Raw genomic sequence first — 18,050 nt, 5'->3', positions numbered from 1 at the left:
CGCCTCACCCGAAAGGCCTTTGTGGAACGCTCCCCTCCGCGTCGGCGGACGGCTTCGGCCGTCCGCCGACGAACTGTCGGTGGCTGCGGATACGCTGATGACCTGATCAACAGGTGTGCCGGGCACGGAAGTCGGGAAGGCCGCAGAACGACAGTGGGCGGCGATCGGGGGGCGGGAATGACCGTAGGGATTGAGGACGTCTTCGGACCGCAAGTTCCCCTCACGGGCGGCGAGGGCAAGTCGGCTACGTTCGCCCTGGCCTCGGCGGCGTACCGGGACAACCCGGTCGAGGAGATCACCAAGGCCAACAGCGAGTGGCACGAGACCACCGTCAAGGACGGCCAGAAGTGGGCCGGCAAGCTTTTCCGGCCGAACCTGGGCGAGGCGTACTCCCGCGCGGTGATCGAGCGCATGCTGAGTCCGGGTCGTGCGCCGCTGATCCAGTCCTTCGGCACCGAGCCCCAGGTCGTCGTCGACCACTGCCTGGCCGCCTACCGGCTGCGCCGGGACCGCGACAAGAGGCTGTCCGCCGTCATGGTGGTGTGCGGTCTGCTGTTCCTGCCCGGACTGCTCGTCTGGCTCCTGGTCTTCCGGCTGCGCACCGGCATCGACAAGAGCACCAACAAGAAGGCCTCCGCCCTCGCCACGGCACTGCTCGTCGCCGTCGGCCTGGTCGCCGTCATCTTCCTCGTCCGGATGCCGCTCGGGGGCTTCTGGGGCTGGTACGCGCGTGCGTGCGTGGTCGCCCCCGTCCTGGGCTGGTACTGGGCCAAGCGGATCTGCGACCGCTCGACGAAGGACCTCCGCGCGCGTTGGAACGGCCTGCTCGCCGGAAGCAGCGTCGGAGCCCAGGTCCCCGAGGCGGTGCCGAGCAGCCCCAGTGAGGCGCGGGCCGAGCAGTTGCGCCAGTCGCTGGCCAAGCTGAACCGCGAGCAGCAGTCCAACTCCGTCTTCTACGCCGGGCCCAAGGGAATTCTGGGGATGGGCACCCGGTGGGGCAGTTGGCAGCTCGCCGAGGACCTCACGCCGGCCGACCCGAGCCGCGAGATCAACCCCTTCCGCAGCTGGGACATCATCCGCGCCATCCACGACCGGCTGCGCATGCTGGAGCGGAACACGATCAACACCGGCGGCTTCCCCAAGGCCACGGTCAAGCACTGGATCGTCACCCCGGTCGGCGAGAACGCCAAGGGCGTGGCCCGCACGGAGCAGTCGGCGGACGTGGAGGCGTTCCAGCACAAGGCGCACTCCATACAGGAGATCTGCAACAAGCAGCAGTTCGGCAGTGGTGACCGGCACTACCTCGGCGTGCAGTGGACCCTGTGGGACGGCCAGTTGATCATCACGATGATGATCACCGTCACCGTGCTCCACGAGACGCTGCGCATCGAGGTGACAGGACACGCGCTGGGCCCGGTCAATCCGCTCTTCATGGGCAAGCCCGAGGACCCGACCAAGCAGGTCCAGAAGTCGTTCAAGCCGTGGGAGACCCGTACGGTGAAACTCCCGCTGGTCCCCACCAACGAGGTCGTACGCCTCGCCGTCCGCGCCCCGCTCTCCTGGTACCCGCCGCTGCTGAACTGGCTGGGCGGGACCATAAGCCTGCCCGAGCCGTTCGGCCTGCGGCACGTCTGGGCGGACAAGCCGTGGCGCCACCGCTTCATGGCCGACGACGCGATGCGGGCGGCGACGCCGGTACTGCGCGTGGTGCACTCGGCGGCGATCCGGGTCCTTGAGGACAACGGCGTCGACACCGAGAAGTTCGGCAACCGGTCGGCGTTCCTCAGCACGGCGGTGCAGGATCCGTCGCCGAGGAAGGCCGACCTGTACGACGCCTGAGCCGTCAGGCCGGCCAGGCCTCCGCCAGCATCTTGCGGGTGTCCGCCAGCAACTGCGGCAGCACCCGCGTGTGGCCGACCACCGGCATGAAGTTCGTGTCGCCGCCCCAGCGCGGCACGATGTGCTGGTGCAGATGGGCCGCGATGCCCGCGCCGGCGACCGTGCCCTGGTTCATGCCGATGTTGAAGCCGTGCGCCCCGGAGGCCGTGCGCAGGGCCGTCATCGCCTGCTTGGTCAGGGCCGCCAGCTCGATCGTCTCGGGCTCGGTGAGGTCGGTGTAGTCGGCGACATGACGGTAGGGCACGACCATCAGGTGGCCGCCGTTGTACGGGTACAGATTGAGGACCGCGTACACCTGCTCGCCGCGCCTGACGACCAGGCCGTCCTCGTCGGACTTGGCCGGGATCGAGCAGAAGGGGCAACCGTCGTCGGCTCCGGGGCCGGTCGGCTTGTTCTCACCCTGGATGTACGCCATCCGATGGGGCGTCCACAGGCGCTGGAACGCGTCCTGGATCCCCACTCCCCACTGCTGCTCCGGCTCACTCGTCATGCGTGCAGCATATGGCTTCGTCCGTTCGCGGCGTGTCGCCGGGGCGACGGGAGGGCCGCCACCGGCCAAGCTGGGCCAGTGGACGACGACAGCCCTTATGCGCGCTGGGAGCAGCGCACCGAGATCCCGTTGTTCCTGGCGTCACTGGTGTTCCTGGCCGCGTACGCCGCCCGGGTCCTCGCGGAGAGCATGCCGTCCTTCTGGAAGGACGTGTGCTGGTTCACGATGCTCGCGCTCTGGATGCTGTTCGCCGCGGACTACGTGGTCCGCTGGCGGCTGAGCGGGCAGCGCTTCCCGCACTTCGCCAGGACGCACTTCCTGCACACGGTGGTGGTCGTCCTGCCGCTGCTGCGGCCGCTGCGGATCGTTCCGCTCTACGACGCCATCCAGCATCGGCAGGGCGAGCCCCGGCTCTCCCTGCACGCGCGCGTGATCTCCTACGCCAGCCTGTCGACCCTGCTGCTCGGCTTCGCCGGCGCCCTCGCGGTCTATCAGCAGGAGCGCGGCGCGCCCGATACCACCATGCACTCATTCGGGGACGCGGTGTGGTGGGCCGCCGCAACGATCAGCACGGTCGGCTACGGCGACATCACACCGGTCACCAGGGGCGGCCGGACGGTCGCGATCGGGATGATGGCCGGTGGGCTGGCCCTGCTCGGCGCGGTGACGGGGTCGTTCTCCTCCTGGCTGCTCCAGATCTTCTCCCGCGAGAGCGACAAGAAGCCCCCGGAGAGCTGAGCGCTCCCCGGGGGCCCGGTGACGTGGTCGACCGGATCAGACCTGCGTCCGCTCCTCGACGACCTGCGCGATCTTCGCGATGGCCTCGTCGAAGGGGATGCCGTTCTCCTGCGAGCCGTCGCGGTAGCGGAAGGAGACGGCGTTGTTGGCCATGTCCTCGTCGCCCGCGATGACCATGAAGGGCACCTTCTGCTTCTGGGCGTTGCGGATCTTCTTCTGCATCCGGTCGGAGGAGGAGTCCACCTCGACCCGCAGGCCCTTCTTCTTGGCGGCCGCGGCGAACTTCGCCAGGTAGTCCACGTGCCCGTCGCCGATCGGGATGCCGATCGCCTGGACCGGGGCCAGCCACGCCGGGAACGCGCCCGCGTAGTGCTCCAGCAGCACCGCGAAGAACCGCTCGATGGAGCCGAACAGCGCGCGGTGGATCATGACCGGACGCTGCTTGGAGCCGTCCGCGGAGGTGTACTCCAGATCGAAGCGCTCCGGCAGGTTGAAGTCGAGCTGGATCGTCGACATCTGCCAGGTGCGGCCGATGGCGTCCTTGGTCTGGACGGAGATCTTCGGGCCGTAGAAGGCGGCGCCGCCCGGGTCCGGGACCAGAGGCAGGCCCTGCTTCTCGGCGACCTGGCGCAGCGTCTCGGTCGCCTCCTCCCAGACCTCGTCGGAGCCGACGAACTTCTCCGGGTCCTTGGTGGACAGCTCCAGGTAGAAGTCGGTCAGACCGTAGTCGCGCAGCAGGCCCAGGACGAAGGTGAGCGTCTTGTCGAGCTCCTCCGACATCTGCTCGCGGGTGCAGTAGATGTGCGCGTCGTCCTGCGTGAAGCCCCGCGCGCGGGTCAGGCCGTGCACGACGCCCGACTTCTCGTAGCGGTACACCGTGCCGAACTCGAACAGCCGCAGCGGCAGTTCACGGTACGACCGGCCGCGCGCGTCGAAGATCAGGTTGTGCATCGGGCAGTTCATGGGCTTGAGGTAGTAGTCCACGCCCTCGTCGAGCTGCATGGGCGGGTACATGCCCTCGGCGTACCAGTCGAGGTGCCCGGACGTCTCGAAGAGCTTCCCCTTCGTGGCGTGCGGGGTGTAGACGAACTCGTAGCCCTCTTCCTCGTGGCGGCGGCGCGAGTAGTCCTCCATGACCCGGCGGACGATGCCGCCCTTGGGGTGGAAGACGGCGAGGCCGGAGCCGATCTGCTCCGGGATGGAGAACAGGTCCAGCTCGTTGCCCAGCTTGCGGTGGTCGCGCTTCTCGGCCTCGGCGAGGAAGTCCAGGTACGCCTTCAGCTCGTCCTTCGACGGCCAGGCGGTGCCGTAGATGCGCTGGAGCATCGGGTTCTTCTCGCTGCCGCGCCAGTACGCGGCGGCGTTGCGCATCAGCTTGAACGCGGGGATCAGCCGGGTCGAGGGCAGGTGCGGACCGCGGCAGAGGTCCTTCCAGCACAGGTCGCCGGTCTTCGCGTCCAGGTTGTCGTAGATCGTCAGCTCGCCGGCGCCGACCTCGACGTCCGCGCCGTCGTCGGAGGAGGCGGAGCCCTTGAGGCCGATCAGCTCCAGCTTGTACGGCTCGTTCGCGAGCTCCTCGCGGGCGGCCTCGTCGGTGACGACGCGGCGGGCGAACTTCTGGCCGCGCTTCTGGATCTCCTGCATCTTCTTCTCGATGGCCTTGAGATCCTCGGGCGTGAACGGCTTCTCGACGTCGAAGTCGTAGTAGAAGCCGTCCTTCACCGGCGGGCCGATGCCCAGCTTGGCCTCGGGGAACAGCTCCTGCACGGCCTGCGCCATGACGTGCGCGGTGGAGTGGCGCAGGATGTTCAGACCGTCCTCGGAGGAGATCTCGACGCCCTCGACCTCCTCGCCGTCGGCCACGACGTACGACAGGTCCTTGAGCTCGCCCCCCACGCGCGCGGCGATGATCGAGCGCTCGCCGGCGAAGAGGTCGGCCGCCGTTGTGCCCGTCGTCACCACGCGCTCTTCCCGCTCGGAATCGCGTTGGATGATCACACGGACGTCTGACACCGGTCTCTCCTGACTGAAGGTGGGGTGCGGCGCCATACCGAGAGCGCGCGCATTACGGGATCGTACCGACCCGCACCCTCCGAGGGCGAAATCAGTCCCCGTCGTACTCCCCGCCGCAGGCTTCCTCGAAGAAGTCGAGGTTCTCCTGCAGCGACTTCATCAGCCGGTCCCGCTCCGCCTCGTCCACCTGGACCGGTACGAGATCGGAGGCCCCGGTGAGCCGCCGGAACCCGCCCCGGCTCTCCAGCCGTCCGGTCACCCGCACCGGCAGTCCGACGAGGTGGGCGTGTCCGGCGATGCGGTAGACCTCCTCGTCGAGGGTGAGCCGGACGTGCGGGACTTCGGCGCCGGCGATGACCCGCAGCCGTACGCTGCCCTCGCCGCGCGGCCCCGAGCGGCGCATCCGCACCACCGCGCCGGTGATCCGCACCGGCACGGACGGCTCGTCGCGCAGGAAGCGGGCCCCGGCCTCGCGCAGCACGGGCAGGTCGCCCGGCGAGAACTCGACAGGTTCCCCGGACGCCGCGCATCCCTCGGGCACTCCGGCCGCCGGCGCCCAGTCGACGGCGATGCGCGCGCCCTCGGTACCGCGCACCAGCGCGACCAGAGCCTCGGTGAGCTCCCGGCTGACGCCCGCCTCGACGGCCCCGTCGAAGGCGTCCATGCCGCCGGTGGCCCGCTGGTAGTCGATGGCCTCGCGGGTGGCGTGGACGGCCTGGTGCAGGCGCACGGCGAGGGCGCGTCCGGGACCGACGGGCACGAAGGAGGTGAGCCCGCCGCCGGTCGCGCTGCCGACGAGCACGCTGTCCAGCAGGGCGGCGGCGGACCTGCGGTGCCGGGCGCCGTAGTACCCGGCACGCGCGCGGGTGGCGAGGGCGCCCGCGAGCAGCGTCTGCCGGGCGGCGGCGCGCAATTGTTCCTCCACGGCCCAGGGGGCGGCCCCGGCCGGGCCGCTGGGCACGTCCCGCCACCAGCGGATCTCGTCGCTGGGCACGGCGAGGCCGACGAGGACCTCCCGCGCGGAGGGGGTGCCGCTGCGGGCGAGGGCGTCGAGCGCCTCGCCGAGCAGGTCGTCGCTGTCGGGGAAGGCGCGGCTCTCGGGCACCAGCAGGCTCGTGCCGCCGGCGCCCGGTCCCGGCGGGGTCCAGCGGCCGTACCGCCCCGGGGCGCCGCCGCGCCGCTGCCAGCCGTGCCGGTGCAGCAGGGCGCCGAGGACGGCGGGGTCGACCTCGGCGGGCTGCGGGGAACGGTCCCACATGTCGTCGCCGGGGTGCGGGCGCACCGAACGCAGCACTTCCGTGATCGGGCGGTGGGTCATGGCCTGCCTCCGGTCCCGACGCGCGTCATGATCTCGCACAGCGCCCGGTCGTCGAAGATGCGTGAGGTGGGGATCCGCACGGTGGTCCGGTTGCGGCCCGTGATCGGGTGGCCGGCGAGGTTGACCCAGTAGCAGCAGTGTCTGAGGTCGAGCCGGTCGTGGCTGGCGCGCAGCCAGTCGTCCTGGGACCTCGGTACGAGCATCACCACGAGGATCTTGTGCACCGAGACCGGGGTGCGGGCGAGCTTGCGCAGATGGTCGTTGTCGAGCGTGAAGGAGAAGAACCGTCCCGGGGGGTTCGGCGCGATCTGGTAGGTGGCCTTGAGCTGCACCTTGATGGTGACCTCGTCGTCGACCGTGTGTCCGGGAGCGCTGTGGCTGACGTGCCAGTCGATGCCGTTGTCCGGGAAGGGCTGCGACAACGAGCAGCCGGCCGCGGCCGCGACGGCGTGCAGATAGCCCACCTGCAAGGTCTCCATGCAGGCGGTGGTGGCGAGCGTGCCGCGATGGGGACCCGTGCGTTCGGGCAGCAGCCCGCCCCGCTCGGGCTGCGCTATCGCCATGACCAACAGCCTTTCCAACCGAGCCAGTCCGCGTGGCGGGCCGCTGAACTGCAAAGACCCGCACTCCTGTTGTGTCCTTCCGGCGTACGGCGCAAACAGCCCGGGTATCACCAAACGGGCAGAAGACGATGCGTCAGCTGCCGTGGGTGAACGAGGGGTTGTGCAGATATGGCGAGCTGGTATGAGGGCCCGCTGGCGGCATTCGACACGGAGACGACAGGCGTGGACGTCGAGACCGACCGGATCGTCTCGGCGGCCGTCGTCGTCCAGGACGCCCCGGGCACCCGGCCGCGGGTGACCCGGTGGCTGGTGAACCCGGGCGTGCCGGTGCCGGAGGCGGCGACGGCGGTGCACGGACTGACGGAGGAGCATCTTCAGCGCAACGGCCGCTGGCCTGCGCCGGTGATGCAGGAGATAGCCGAGGAACTGGCCGAACAGGCCGTCGCGGGCCGCCCGCTGGTGGTGATGAACGCGCCGTTCGACCTGACCCTGCTCGATCGTGAGCTGCGCCGCCATCGGGCGTCGTCCCTGGACCACTGGTTCGAGACGTCCCCATTGCTGGTGCTCGATCCGAGGGTCCTGGACAAGCATCTGGACCGCTATCGCAAGGGCAGGCGCACGCTGACCGACCTGTGCGCGCACTACGGCGTATCGCTGGACGGCGCGCATGACGCGGGCGCGGACGCGCTCGCCGCGCTGGAGGTCGTACGGGCGGTGGGGCGTCGCTTCGCGGCGCGTCTCGAACGGCTCTCGCCCGCCGAACTGCATCCGCTCCAGGCGGTGTGGCATGCGGCGCAGGCGCGGGGACTTCAGGCGTGGTTCGCGCGCAGCGGCTCGGACGAGGCGGTGGACCCGGCGTGGCCGCTGCGTCCGGATCTTCCGGCGGCGGCGTGAACGCGGCGGCATGAAGAAGGCCGGTCCGCAGTGCTGCGGACCGGCCTTTCCCGGTGGGCGATACTGGGTTCGAACCAGTGACCTCTTCGGTGTGAACGAAGCGCTCTCCCACTGAGCTAATCGCCCGGGAACGGACTGAACAATACAGGTCTTCGCGGGCTTCCTTCAAACCGCTTCCAAGTGGGTGGCCAGACCGCGTCGTCCGGCCCGCATCATCAGCCAGTGGTTGGCACGGAAGAGGGGCCGTCCGGGGACGGCGAGTCGGCGCATCAGCGGCTTGCGCACCTCGACGACCTGGTCGTAGCTGGCCAGGCTGCCGGTGCCGTCCGGGGTGATGGTCCAGCGTGCCCAGCCTTCCAGGTCACCGACCATGGCGATCTCCAGCACCCCGGCGGCCGGATCGCGCCGCACCTCGCGCGCGGTGAAGACCAAGTCGTACGGCAGGACCGAGCGAATGCGGATCACACCGCTGGTGTCGTCGAGCCGGTCCACCTCGCGCACCTGGGGCCACCAGCGCGGATAGTCCTCGGCGCGCTCCAGGGCGGCGTAGACGACGGCGGGCGGCGCGGGCAGGGTCCATCGGCTGCGGAATCGGTAATGGGACCAGTCCATGGGCCGAGTGTGGCACCGGATCTGAGTACGTACTGAGTACCCGCACTCATGTCGTACGGCGTGACCCGGACCACACTCCGAGGTATGACGCACATTCCCTCCCCCGCCGAGGAGTTGCGGCTCCTCGACGCGGAGCTGCGACAACTGGACGCCCGGCGGTCCCAGTTGCTCGCCCGCCGCGGCTGGCTGGTCGCCACGCTGGACGCCGCCCGGCCGCGCGCGGTGACACCGCCCCCGGCAGCGCAGCGCCCCGAGGCCGCGCCTCCGCGCGTGCAGAACGTGCTGCTGATCCTCGGCGGCACCCTGCTCACGATCGCCGCGCTGGCGTTCACCCTGGTCGGCTGGGGCCACCTGGGCATCGCCGGCCGGGCCGCGGTGCTGGGCGCGATCACGGTGGCGGCGCTGGCCGCTCCGCTCCCGCTGCTGGCCCGTGGCCTGCGCTCGACGGCGGAGTCGGTGGCCGGGCTCGGTCTGGCGCTGACGGTGCTGGACGCGTACGCCCTGCACGAGGTCGCGCTGGGCGAGGTGGACGGCGTCGGCTACACGGCGGTGTCGGCGGCGGCGCTTGCGGTGATCTGGACGGCGTACGGCCTGCTGCCGCGGACGGCCGAGCTGCGGCTGCCGCTGCCCTCCGCGCTGGCGGCGGCCCAACTCCCGCTGCCGCTGTGGGCGTTGGCGGCTGATGCCGGGCTGGTCGAGTTCGCCGCCGCGCTGCTGGTGACGGCAGGTTTCAACACGGCTGTGGCGCTCCGGGTGCCGACCCGCTCCGTACGTGTCGCGGCCGTCGTCGGCGCGTGCGGCATGGGCGCCGGAGGTGTGCTGACCGCCGGGGGGCTGTCCCTGGCGGCCACTGGTCCGAGCGCCGCCGCCCGTGCGGCGGCGCTCCTCCTCCTGGGTGCGGCGATCGCGCTGACGGCCGCCTGGCGTACGGCGAAGCCGGCCGCGCCGGTCGGCGGCGTGCTGCTGGTCGCGGCGCTGGGCGGCGTCCCGCGCGTGGTGTTGCCGGAGGCGTGGACGGTTCCGGCGTATCTGGCCTGTGCCATCGCCCTGTTGGCGGCGCTGCGCGTGCCGAGCGTCCCTGAGCCGGTGCGGCAGGGCCTCGCCATGGCCTCCGCCGGTGTCCAGGCGCTGGCCGCGCTGTGGGCGGCGCAGCTCGTCGCCGTCACACTGCTGGGCCCGCTCGCCTGGATCGAGCGCCCCTGGTCGGGCGCGCCCTCGGACATCCGCGCCACGGTGACGGCGGAGCTGCCCTGGCCTCCGTACACGGAGACGGCCCCGCTGGTCCTGGCAACCGTCGCGACGGTACTGGCCTTCACCGCCCACTCCTGGGCGAGGCCGACGGCGCTGGGCCTGGCCTGGGCGGCGGCGCTGGTGTTCCCGCCGGTACTGGAACTGCCGTACGAGGCAGGCCTGTTGGTTGCGCTCGCGGTAACGGCGCTGGCGTTGCTGGGTGCGGCGACGACCTTCACGGCATCCGCGACCTCCGCAACCTCCGCAACCTCCGCAACCGAAGCTGACTCCACGACCGGCACGCCCGAAGCGACCACCGCTCCAAGCGCCCCAACCATTCCGACCTCCTGGATCCTCGCCGCCCTCGCCACCCTCACCTCCGCCCACGCCGCCCTCCTCGCCCTGGCCGCGCAGTCCGCGACCCTGGCCGTGCTCACGACGCTGACGGTCCTCTTCGCGGCGGCGACCCTGCGCGTCCCGCAGTTCGCCGCACCGGCGGCCCTGGCCTACGCCACCGCCCTGACCTGCGCAATCGGCGCCGCCGCCGACTGGCAGCCGCAGCACACGGCGTTGCTGGTCCTGACGGTCCCGGTGACCGCCGCCCTGCTCGCCCACCGCCTCGGCAGCGCGCACCGGGCGACGCTCCCGATCGAGGTGACGGGCGCCGCAGCGGCACTCCTGGCCATCGGACTCACGATCACCGACCCCCCTATGCTCGCCCTCGTCCTCGCCCTGTGCGGAGTGATCACCGCGGCCACGACGCTACGACCGGACCGCCGCGCCGTCGGCTACGCGTCCGCCGCCCTCTTCGTCCTGGCCACCTGGGTCCGCCTGGCCGCCTGGGAGGTCGGCACACCCGAGGCGTACACGCTCCCGATGACGATTCCGGCCCTGCTCGTCGGCGCCCTGCGCAGGCGCCGCGATCCGCAGACCTCGTCGTGGACGGCGTACGGGCCGGGCCTGGCCGCGACCCTGCTGCCGAGCCTGATCGCGGCCTGGGCCGACCCGCACTGGACGCGCCCCCTCCTGCTGGGCCTGGCGGCCCTGTCGCTCACCCTGCTGGGCGGCGGTCACCAGCTCCAGGCGCCGCTGCTGCTCGGCGGCGCGGTGCTCGCCCTGGACGCCCTGCACGAACTGTCCCCGTACATCGTCCAGGTGACCGACGCCCTCCCCCGCTGGGCACTTCCCGCACTCGCCGGACTCCTGCTGCTCATGCTGGGCGCGACGTACGAGCAGCGGATCAGGGATGTCCGACGGATGCGGGATGCTCTGGGGAGGATGAACTAGCCGGTCGCTACGGCATCTTGTCCCCCAGCAACGCCAGGTTCTCGATGGCGGCGAGGCCGTACAGCGCGGTGTCGTTCGTGGACACCCAGGTGGCCTCGCTGCCGGGAACCAGGGTGACCGGACCGCTCAGCTTCTCCGTCTTCCAGGGCGCGGACTCCTTGTAGCCGTCGGAGTTGTAGAACTTCTCCCACGCCCGCTTGGCGAGCTTCTCGTCCCCGGTCTTGACGGCCGCGTACGCGTCCAGCCGGGAGTGGCCCTGGAACAGCAGCAGCGTCCCGAAGTTGGAGCCGTACCGCGCCGCCTGCTCGGCCTTGGTGGCATTGAAGTAGCGGCAGTAGTCGAAGTACGCCTCGTTGAACTTCGGCATGTCGACGAGGTCGATGAGCTCGGCGCACAGCTCGTTGAGGCCGAACACGGCGGACAGGTGCGAGACCCCGACCACCGGCTTGTCGGCGACGGCGAACTTCCCGGTGTCCAGGTCGTAGAGGCCGGTGCCCTGGACGAAGCCGTTCGGCTGCGCGGCGATGGTCTCCATCGTGGACAGAACGCGCGCCTTGGCCTTCTCCCACTTGGGCCCCTTGCGCTCCCACTCGGTCAGCCAGGCGGAGACCAGGCCGCTCCAGTCCGTGCCGAAGCCGATCGACAGCGCGTGCCGGTCGGGCGTGTACGGCTCGGTGCGGATCTTGCGGATGGGGTCGAGGACGAGGAAGGTCTCGTCGGAGTCGACGTTGGCGTGCATGAGGTCGCCGACCCGTTCGTCCGCCGTGAGGAAGTAGTAGTAGCGGCGGTACGTCGTGTTGGCGATGCGCTGTTGCTTGGCGCTGTCGGCGTAGTGCTGCACACCGTGCCGGGTGCCGAGGCCCGCCCATTCGCCGAGGTGGTAGACGTCGACCTCGCCGGTGTGCCGGGTCATCGCCTCGGCGAAGCGGAAGATGTCCGAGCGGCCGGAGCGCAGATAGGCGAACCAGAGCCAGAGGTCCGGCGACAGTTCGGAGTTGTCCCAGGCGTAGCCGCCGATGTCGTAGCGCCACTGGTGCCGGACGGTGTCGTAGGTGTGCATGATGTCGCCGTAGTCCCAGAAGCCGTACCAACGGCGCATCTCCACCTGGTCCTTGTAATAGGTGAAGAGGAAGTCGAGGTGGTCCTCGATCCTGGCCTTGGCGGGGGTGGAGCGGTCGGGCTCGGAGTACAGGCCGGGGCCGAAGACTCCGGCCTTGATGAGCTGCCTGGGCGGGGCCGCGAGCTGCGGCAGTACGCGTACGGCCTCGATCTGCTGGGCCAGTTGGTCCGCCGACGGGGTCGACTCATTGGCCCAGAAGAGGAGTTCGGAGGTGCGGGCGATGCCGTACGGGGTGCCGAAGCCGGGCTCGTAGTCCTCGTAGGTGATGTTGAGGCCTTCGAGCTGCTCGGGGAAGGTGTCCTGGCCCATGCCGTCGTGGTAGAAGCGCAGGTCCATGGGCTGGGCCTCGGGCGACCAGAGCCAGAGGGTGACCTCGGCCTCGTCGGTCTGGGCGTCGCGGATGTCCAGCTGGGCGGGGAACTTCTCCCAGAAGTCCCGCAGGCCGAAGGAGAATCCGCCGCTGACGCCCCCGACGTACCCGAAGCCGTTCGCGCGGCCGCCCCCGCCGGCGCCGACCCAGCCGTGGCCCTTCTTGGTGCGCTTGCGCAGGGTGAAACCGTCGGCGGAGAGCTGGGCGAGGGTGTAGTCGCCCCACTCGGGGATGTACTGGAGGCGGGTGGTGACCCGCTGGTCCCAAGTCGCCGGGTCGGGCAGCTTCTTGCCCTCGAACTGGGCCGCCTGGACGGCCGCGCCCGGGTCCCGCCGCAGTCCGGTGATGCCCTTGACGGCCTCGCGGAGCAGACCGGTGCCCTCGCCGCCGATGCGGATGTGGCGGTCGTAGGACTGATCGCGCATCGGGACGGTGAAGCGGACACCGAGGCCGCGGATGAAGTCGCCGCTCGCCTTGCCGGGTTCCTGGGTGCCGTCGAAGGTGACGGTGTGCACCATGCGGAAGGAGTCGGCGCCCGCGTAGAAGTAGAGGCGGAGGGAGAAGGGGAGCCAACTGCGGGTGCCCTTGCGGTGCTTGCCGTCGATGCGGACGACCACGCGGACCGGGCCGTCCTGTTCGACGGTGACCTCGGAGATGGCTCCGTCGAAGCGCTCGGTCTTGACCGCGCCCTGATCCTCGTCCTCGATCTCGGGCTGGCGGATCAGGACGAGGCGGCCGTTGCGGGCGATCTCCGTCGATCCCCGGGTCACCGACTTGACGATCGTGGCGCCGGACTTGCCGATCCTCGCGGTGATGACGCCGGTCGAGACGTCGATGGTGCCGCCGCTCTTGTCGACGGTGACCTTCTTCTCCGGGGCGGCGGCCTCGCCCGCGGCGAGGGTGAGCTTGCCGGAGCCGCCCGAACTCACCGCGTGCGCGGTCCACTTGAGGGATCCGTCGGGCCAGTAGGCGAGCGGCCAGGTCTGTACGGGCACCGCCTTGCCGTCCGCGTCCGTCAGCGCGAACGTCTGGTCCTCCTGGAAGGCGCCCTTCGGCCAGGGCACCCCGACGGTCGAGCCGGGCGCGGCGCCGAGACCGCCGTCCTCCAGCCAGTCCAGCGTCACGGGATCGCCGTCACCGGCGGCGGCTCTGGGCGCGGCCTGCGCGTCCTTCGCCCCTAGTGCCCAGCTGAACTGCGCGGCGGCTCCGGCGACGGCGGCCGCTTTGAGCAGGGACCTGCGAGGGATGGGGGACATGACCTTACCTTCCATGCGGGTGAATTGGACAGGGGCATGACAGAGAGAGGGGCGGCGCCCAAGGGCACCGACCTGAAGCGAGGTCAGCGGTGTCGGTACCGCTCCTCCACGGCGACGGCCGCCGCCGCGACGGCTCCCAGGACGGGAACCGCCAGCGGTGCGACGAACCCGGCGGACAGGGCCACGACGGCGAGACCGGCGACGATCAGGAAGGATCCGGCCGGGTCGAGCACGGTCCGGCGTACGGCGTCGGCGAGCAGCTCCCGCCAGGAGGATCCGGGCGTCCAGAGGGCCGTGGCCCGCAGCAGCGCCACGGCGAGCCCGATCAGCGCGAACAGTCCGACAGCCCCGGCGAAGGTCCCGCCGGGCAGCCCGGACCTCGCGGCCTGGACATCCACCCAGACCGCCGCGGCCGCCACCCAGCCGACGAGCCCGACCACCCACCCGCCGCGCACGGCCGCCCGGAGGTCGGCGACGAACTCCCGCCACCCACCGGCCTCATGGGCGGTACGGCGGCACAGATGCCGGGCACCGGCGGCGAAGGCGGCCGGGTAGGTGACGACCCCGAGCGAGGCCACGGCGATCCACACACCGGTGAGCAGACACTCGGCGAAAACCCCGAAGCGCTCGCCGAACATGGACTCCTTGCGCGCCTTCGTACGGGCCACGGCCATGGTCACCCCTTCAGTCCGGAGGTCGCCATGCCGTCGATCAGATACCGCTGGAAGGCCATGAAGAAGGCGATGACCGGCACCAGCGCCACCAACGACATCGCGATCATGCTGCCGTAGTTGGAGATGCCCTCCTGGTCGCGGAACATCATCAGGCCGAGCGAAACGGTGTACTTCTCGGGGGTGTTGAGGTAGATCAACGGGCCCATGAAGTCGTTCCAGGCGTTGATGAAGGTGAAGATGGCGCTGGTGATGATGGCGGGGCGGCTCAGCGGCAGCACGATGGACCAGTAGGTCCTGAAATGCCCGCAGCCGTCCAGCTTGGCGGCCTCGTCCAACTCGCGCGGCAGCCCGCGCATGAACTGCACCATCAGGAAGACGAAGAACGCCTCCGTGGCCAGGAACTTCCCCGCGACCAACGGCACCAGCGTGTCCACGAGTTCCAGGTTGCGGAAAAGCACGTACTGCGGGATGAGCAGAACGTGGTACGGCAGCAGCAGGGTGCCGATCATCAGCGTGAACAGCAGGTTCCGCCCGGCGAACCCGATCTTGGCGAAGGCGTACGCGGTCAGCGAGCTGGACACCACGACGCCGATCACGGCGAGACCCGCGTACATCAGCGAGTTCCAGAAGAAGCTGCTGATGGAGATGCCGGATATCCCGTCGGCGAGCCCCGAGAAGTTCGCCCAGACCGGCTCGGTGGGCAGCAGGTCGAGGCTGGCGATGATGTCCTTGCTCGGCTTGAACGAGGCACCGACGACCCAGATCACGGGATACAGCACGACCGCGAGGACGAGCAGCGCGCCCACGTGCCAGGCGATCGATCCGGTGCGCCGCCGCTGCTTGGCGGAGCGCACGACAGGGGTGGTGGCACTGGTCACTTGGCGGCCTCCTCGTAGTGCACCCACTTCTTCTGCGACCAGAACAGGACCGCCGTGACCAGCGCCACCGCGACCACCAGTGTCCAGGCCATCGCGGAGGCGAAGCCCATCTGGGCCTCCTTGAAGCCCTTCTGGTAGAGGTAACAGGTGTAGACGAGAGTCGCGTCGGCGGGCCCGCACCGGGTGTCGGAGACGACGTAGGCGGAGCCGAACACCTGGAACGCGTGGATGGACTCCAGCAGGACGTTGAAGAACAGGACCGGGGAGATCATCGGCAGCGTGATGTTCCAGAACCGCCTCAGCGGTCCGGCCCCGTCCACCTCGGCGGCCTCGTACAGCTCCCGCGGGACCTGCTTGAGCCCGGCCAGGAAGATGACCATCGGCGCGCCGAACTGCCAGATGCTCAGCGCGACCAGCGCGTAGATGACGTAGTCCGGGTTGCCGATCCAGCCGCCCACATCAAGACCGAAGACCTTCTGCGTACGGTCCACGACCGCGTCGTCCGAGAACAGCGCCCGCCACACGAAGCCCACCGAGACGCTGGCGCCGATCAGCGAGGGCATGTAGAACGCGGCCCGGTACAGGCCCTGGCCGCGCCGGCTCTGCGCGAGCAGCAGCGCGACGCCGAGCGCGAGCAGCAGTTTCAGCGGGGTGGCCACGACGACGTACTTCAGCGTGACCTCGACCGACTTCTGCCAGCGCGGGTCCTGGAACATCGTCGTGAAGTTGTCCAGGCCCACCCACTTGGGCGGGGTGAACAGGTTGTAGCTGGTGAACGCGTAGTACAGCGACGCGATCATCGGCCCCGCCGTGAGCAGCAGGAACCCCGCGATCCACGGCGACATGAACAGATAGCCGGCGAGGTTCTCGCGGCGCCGCCCGCGCCGCCCGGCGGCGGGAGCGGCGGACCGCTTCCCGGCCGGGCGCGCGGGCGCTTCCTTGACGAGCGTCATGGTGGTACGTCCCCTCAGCCCGCGAACGCGGCCTTGGCCTCGCTGAACAGCGCCTTGGCCGCGTCGGCGGGCTTGGTCTTGCCCTGGGCGACCTCGCCGCCGATACGCAGGAACGCGGCCTCGATGACATCGGCGCCGGACGGGTGCGGGGTGATCTTCCCGAGCACACCGGCGTCGGCGACCTCCTCCTCGTACGCCTTGACGCCCTTGTTGTTGTCGTCGGCGGGCGTGAACGCGTCGTACTGCTCGGTGGTGGCCAGGATGCCGCGGTCGTAGCCCATGATCTTGCCGACCTCGGGGTCATGGACCATGAAGTCGATGAACTGGGCGACCTCCTTCGGGTGCTTGGTCCCGGAGAAGGCGCTGAGCATGAGCGAACCGAGGTACTGGCCGGTCTGCTTTCCGTCGGTGGTGGGGATCGGCGCGAGCCCGTAGTCCGACTCGCCCTCGCCCTCGTAACGGATGGAGAAGTTGTCCCAGGTGAACTCGGAGGCGGCGAGGCCCGCCGACAGACCGGACTTGGGCGCGACCTGCTCGATCTTCTTGGGGTCGGCGACCAGCCCGGACCGGACGCGCTTGTAGCCGTCCTCCCACCACTGCGTCAGATCGTCCTCGGTGAAACCGAGATCGGAGTCGGTGAAGAAGGCCTTGCCGTTCTGACGGAGGTACAGATCGTAGAGGTACATGATGCCGAAGTAGCCGGTGTCACCGGAGATCTTCAGCTTGTCCTGGATCGTCTGGAGCGCGTCGAAGTACTCGTCCCAGGTCCAGCCGAACTTCGCCTCCACGCCCGCCTTCTCGAAGGCCTTGAGGTCGATGACGAGCGCCATCGTGTTGGCGCCGACCGGGATGCCGAGTTGCTTGTCGTCGACCTGACCGTTCGCCAGAACGCCGTTGCGGAAGTTCTCCAGGCTCAGATTCCCGGCGTCCGCCTGCGTCTTGAGATCCATCAGAACACCGCGCTTGTCGTACTTGCGCAGGAAGCCGACGGCATTCTGGAAAACGTCCGGCGGATTTCCACCGGAGGCCTGCGTCTGGAACTTCTCCCAGAAGGCGGCGTAGTCCGTGAATTCCGGCTTGATCTTGATCTTCGGGTACTTCTTCTCGAAGAGCGCGATCGACTTCTTGATGGCGATGGTCCGCGGCTCGCCGCCCCACCAGGCGTAACGGAGCGTCACCGTCCCGTCGCCGGAGCCGCTGTCGCCCCCACAGCCGGTGGTCGCGGCCAGCCCGAGCGTGGCAGCCGAAGCACCGGCCGCCTTCAGGATCGTACGCCTCTCAACATTCCTGCTGGTTCCCACAGTCGGGCCCTCCCCGCGGCGTCGTCGCCGGTTGCATGAATCGTTTCAAGTAAGCGCTTGCTGGCACAAGTTACGGAGGGCCTCGGGGTGCGTCAATGATTCGGACAGGAATTTCTTGCGGGGCGGGTCAGCGGGGTGGCCGCGAGCGAGGGCGGATCACCGTGCAAGGCGGAGGGTTGCCGCAGGTGAGGCGGGCGGAGTCGGCCGGCCGAACGGGATGGGGGGCGCCGGACGCGAAGTACCGTCGGCCGAAAGTCGTCCGGGGCGGGAACGACTACGGCCCGCCTGCTCTTCAGCAGACGGGCCGTGATCCCGGGTGGGCGATACTGGGTTCGAACCAGTGACCTCTTCGGTGTGAACGAAGCGCTCTCCCACTGAGCTAATCGCCCGGGCGCAGGAAGAACATTACCCCATGTCAGGGGGTACTTGTGACCAGCGAGGACGCCGCCCGGCC

Annotated in this window: 14 protein-coding genes and 2 tRNA genes; 4 read left to right on the top strand and 12 right to left on the bottom strand. The window is 69.9% G+C overall.

Annotated features, from left to right (window positions below; genetic code table 11):
• Window positions 1–177 precede the first annotated feature (177 nt).
• Complete coding sequence (locus tag BN159_RS35015; protein WP_015661770.1) at window positions 178–1,839, top strand: hypothetical protein; 1,662 nt, start codon at window positions 178–180, stop codon at window positions 1,837–1,839.
• A gap of 4 nt (window positions 1,840–1,843) precedes the next feature.
• Here the strand turns inward: BN159_RS35015 and BN159_RS35010 are convergent, their stop codons facing one another.
• Window positions 1,844–2,389: an HIT family protein gene (locus BN159_RS35010; protein WP_015661769.1), complete on the bottom strand. Its 546-nt coding sequence runs from the start codon at window positions 2,387–2,389 to the stop codon at window positions 1,844–1,846.
• Window positions 2,390–2,467: 78 nt separating this feature from the next.
• On the opposite strand from BN159_RS35010, the gene BN159_RS35005 reads away from it, so the two are divergent.
• Complete coding sequence (locus BN159_RS35005; RefSeq protein ID WP_015661768.1) at window positions 2,468–3,127, top strand: potassium channel family protein; 660 nt, start codon at window positions 2,468–2,470, stop codon at window positions 3,125–3,127.
• Between the two features lie 36 nt (window positions 3,128–3,163).
• On the opposite strand, the gene thrS is transcribed toward BN159_RS35005, so the two are convergent.
• From thrS to BN159_RS34990, 3 genes are all read right to left on the bottom strand, one after another.
• Window positions 3,164–5,140: a threonine--tRNA ligase gene (thrS, locus tag BN159_RS35000; protein ID WP_015661767.1), complete on the bottom strand. Its 1,977-nt coding sequence runs from the start codon at window positions 5,138–5,140 to the stop codon at window positions 3,164–3,166.
• 91 nt (window positions 5,141–5,231) lie between these two features.
• On the bottom strand, window positions 5,232–6,458 hold the full coding sequence (locus BN159_RS34995; protein ID WP_015661766.1) for a hypothetical protein: 1,227 nt from the start codon (window positions 6,456–6,458) through the stop codon (window positions 5,232–5,234).
• Window positions 6,455–7,021, bottom strand: a complete 567-nt coding sequence (locus BN159_RS34990) for a DUF4365 domain-containing protein (protein ID WP_015661765.1) — start codon at window positions 7,019–7,021, stop codon at window positions 6,455–6,457. Before BN159_RS34990 ends, BN159_RS34995 begins: the two co-directional genes overlap by 4 nt.
• A 168-nt stretch (window positions 7,022–7,189) precedes the next feature.
• Here BN159_RS34990 and BN159_RS34985 point away from each other — a divergent pair, with 168 nt between their 5' ends.
• Entirely contained in the window at window positions 7,190–7,915 is a 726-nt protein-coding gene (locus BN159_RS34985) for a 3'-5' exonuclease (RefSeq protein WP_015661764.1), read from the top strand.
• A 54-nt stretch (window positions 7,916–7,969) separates the two neighbouring features.
• Here BN159_RS34985 and BN159_RS34980 read toward each other — a convergent pair.
• Both BN159_RS34980 and BN159_RS34975 read right to left on the bottom strand, forming a co-directional pair.
• Window positions 7,970–8,041 (bottom strand) — tRNA-Val (locus tag BN159_RS34980).
• A gap of 39 nt (window positions 8,042–8,080) precedes the next feature.
• Entirely contained in the window at window positions 8,081–8,527 is a 447-nt protein-coding gene (locus BN159_RS34975; RefSeq protein ID WP_015661763.1) for an SRPBCC family protein, read from the bottom strand.
• A gap of 84 nt (window positions 8,528–8,611) precedes the next feature.
• Here BN159_RS34975 and BN159_RS34970 point away from each other — a divergent pair, with 84 nt between their 5' ends.
• Window positions 8,612–11,044 (top strand): SCO7613 C-terminal domain-containing membrane protein, encoded by a 2,433-nt coding sequence (locus tag BN159_RS34970; protein WP_078599050.1) that lies wholly within the window; start codon window positions 8,612–8,614, stop codon window positions 11,042–11,044.
• Between the two features lie 7 nt (window positions 11,045–11,051).
• Here BN159_RS34970 and BN159_RS34965 read toward each other — a convergent pair whose 3' ends face one another.
• The 6 genes from BN159_RS34965 to BN159_RS34940 form a co-directional block, all read right to left on the bottom strand.
• Window positions 11,052–13,790 (bottom strand): exo-rhamnogalacturonan lyase family protein, encoded by a 2,739-nt coding sequence (locus BN159_RS34965; RefSeq protein ID WP_015661761.1) that lies wholly within the window; start codon window positions 13,788–13,790, stop codon window positions 11,052–11,054.
• Between the two features lie 83 nt (window positions 13,791–13,873).
• Window positions 13,874–14,464 carry a hypothetical protein gene (locus BN159_RS34960; RefSeq protein ID WP_015661760.1) on the bottom strand — a complete coding sequence of 197 codons (591 nt, stop codon included), beginning with the start codon at window positions 14,462–14,464 and terminating at the stop codon, window positions 13,874–13,876.
• A gap of 2 nt (window positions 14,465–14,466) precedes the next feature.
• Window positions 14,467–15,342 (bottom strand): carbohydrate ABC transporter permease, encoded by an 876-nt coding sequence (locus BN159_RS34955; RefSeq protein WP_015661759.1) that lies wholly within the window; start codon window positions 15,340–15,342, stop codon window positions 14,467–14,469.
• Complete coding sequence (locus BN159_RS34950; protein ID WP_015661758.1) at window positions 15,339–16,295, bottom strand: carbohydrate ABC transporter permease; 957 nt, start codon at window positions 16,293–16,295, stop codon at window positions 15,339–15,341. The genes BN159_RS34955 and BN159_RS34950 overlap by 4 nt, the downstream gene beginning before the upstream one ends.
• 14 nt (window positions 16,296–16,309) lie before the next feature.
• Window positions 16,310–17,596 carry an ABC transporter substrate-binding protein gene (locus tag BN159_RS34945; RefSeq protein WP_015661757.1) on the bottom strand — a complete coding sequence of 429 codons (1,287 nt, stop codon included), beginning with the start codon at window positions 17,594–17,596 and terminating at the stop codon, window positions 16,310–16,312.
• 317 nt (window positions 17,597–17,913) lie between these two features.
• Window positions 17,914–17,985, bottom strand: a tRNA-Val gene (locus BN159_RS34940).
• Window positions 17,986–18,050 lie beyond the last annotated feature (65 nt).

This window comes from Streptomyces davaonensis JCM 4913 (genome assembly GCF_000349325.1).
Classification (GTDB): Bacteria; Actinomycetota; Actinomycetes; order Streptomycetales; family Streptomycetaceae; genus Streptomyces; species Streptomyces davaonensis.
The sequence above is the reverse complement of the archived record's forward strand: the minus strand, read 5'-3'. Positions and strand labels throughout refer to the sequence as shown.

Bases quoted from the DNA above. Each gene is read 5' to 3' on its own strand.
- BN159_RS34975 (WP_015661763.1), bottom strand. From the start codon at position 8,527: ATGGACTGGTCCCATTACCGATTCCGCAGCCGATGGACCCTGCCCGCG.
- BN159_RS34960 (WP_015661760.1), bottom strand. From the start codon at position 14,464: ATGGCCGTGGCCCGTACGAAGGCGCGCAAGGAGTCCATGTTCGGCGAG.
- BN159_RS35015 (WP_015661770.1), top strand. From the start codon at position 178: ATGACCGTAGGGATTGAGGACGTCTTCGGACCGCAAGTTCCCCTCACG.
- BN159_RS35010 (WP_015661769.1), bottom strand. From the start codon at position 2,389: ATGACGAGTGAGCCGGAGCAGCAGTGGGGAGTGGGGATCCAGGACGCG.
- BN159_RS34950 (WP_015661758.1), bottom strand. From the start codon at position 16,295: ATGACGCTCGTCAAGGAAGCGCCCGCGCGCCCGGCCGGGAAGCGGTCC.
- BN159_RS34970 (WP_078599050.1), top strand. From the start codon at position 8,612: ATGACGCACATTCCCTCCCCCGCCGAGGAGTTGCGGCTCCTCGACGCG.
- BN159_RS34995 (WP_015661766.1), bottom strand. From the start codon at position 6,458: ATGACCCACCGCCCGATCACGGAAGTGCTGCGTTCGGTGCGCCCGCAC.
- BN159_RS34990 (WP_015661765.1), bottom strand. From the start codon at position 7,021: ATGGCGATAGCGCAGCCCGAGCGGGGCGGGCTGCTGCCCGAACGCACG.
- BN159_RS34985 (WP_015661764.1), top strand. From the start codon at position 7,190: ATGGCGAGCTGGTATGAGGGCCCGCTGGCGGCATTCGACACGGAGACG.
- BN159_RS34965 (WP_015661761.1), bottom strand. From the start codon at position 13,790: ATGTCCCCCATCCCTCGCAGGTCCCTGCTCAAAGCGGCCGCCGTCGCC.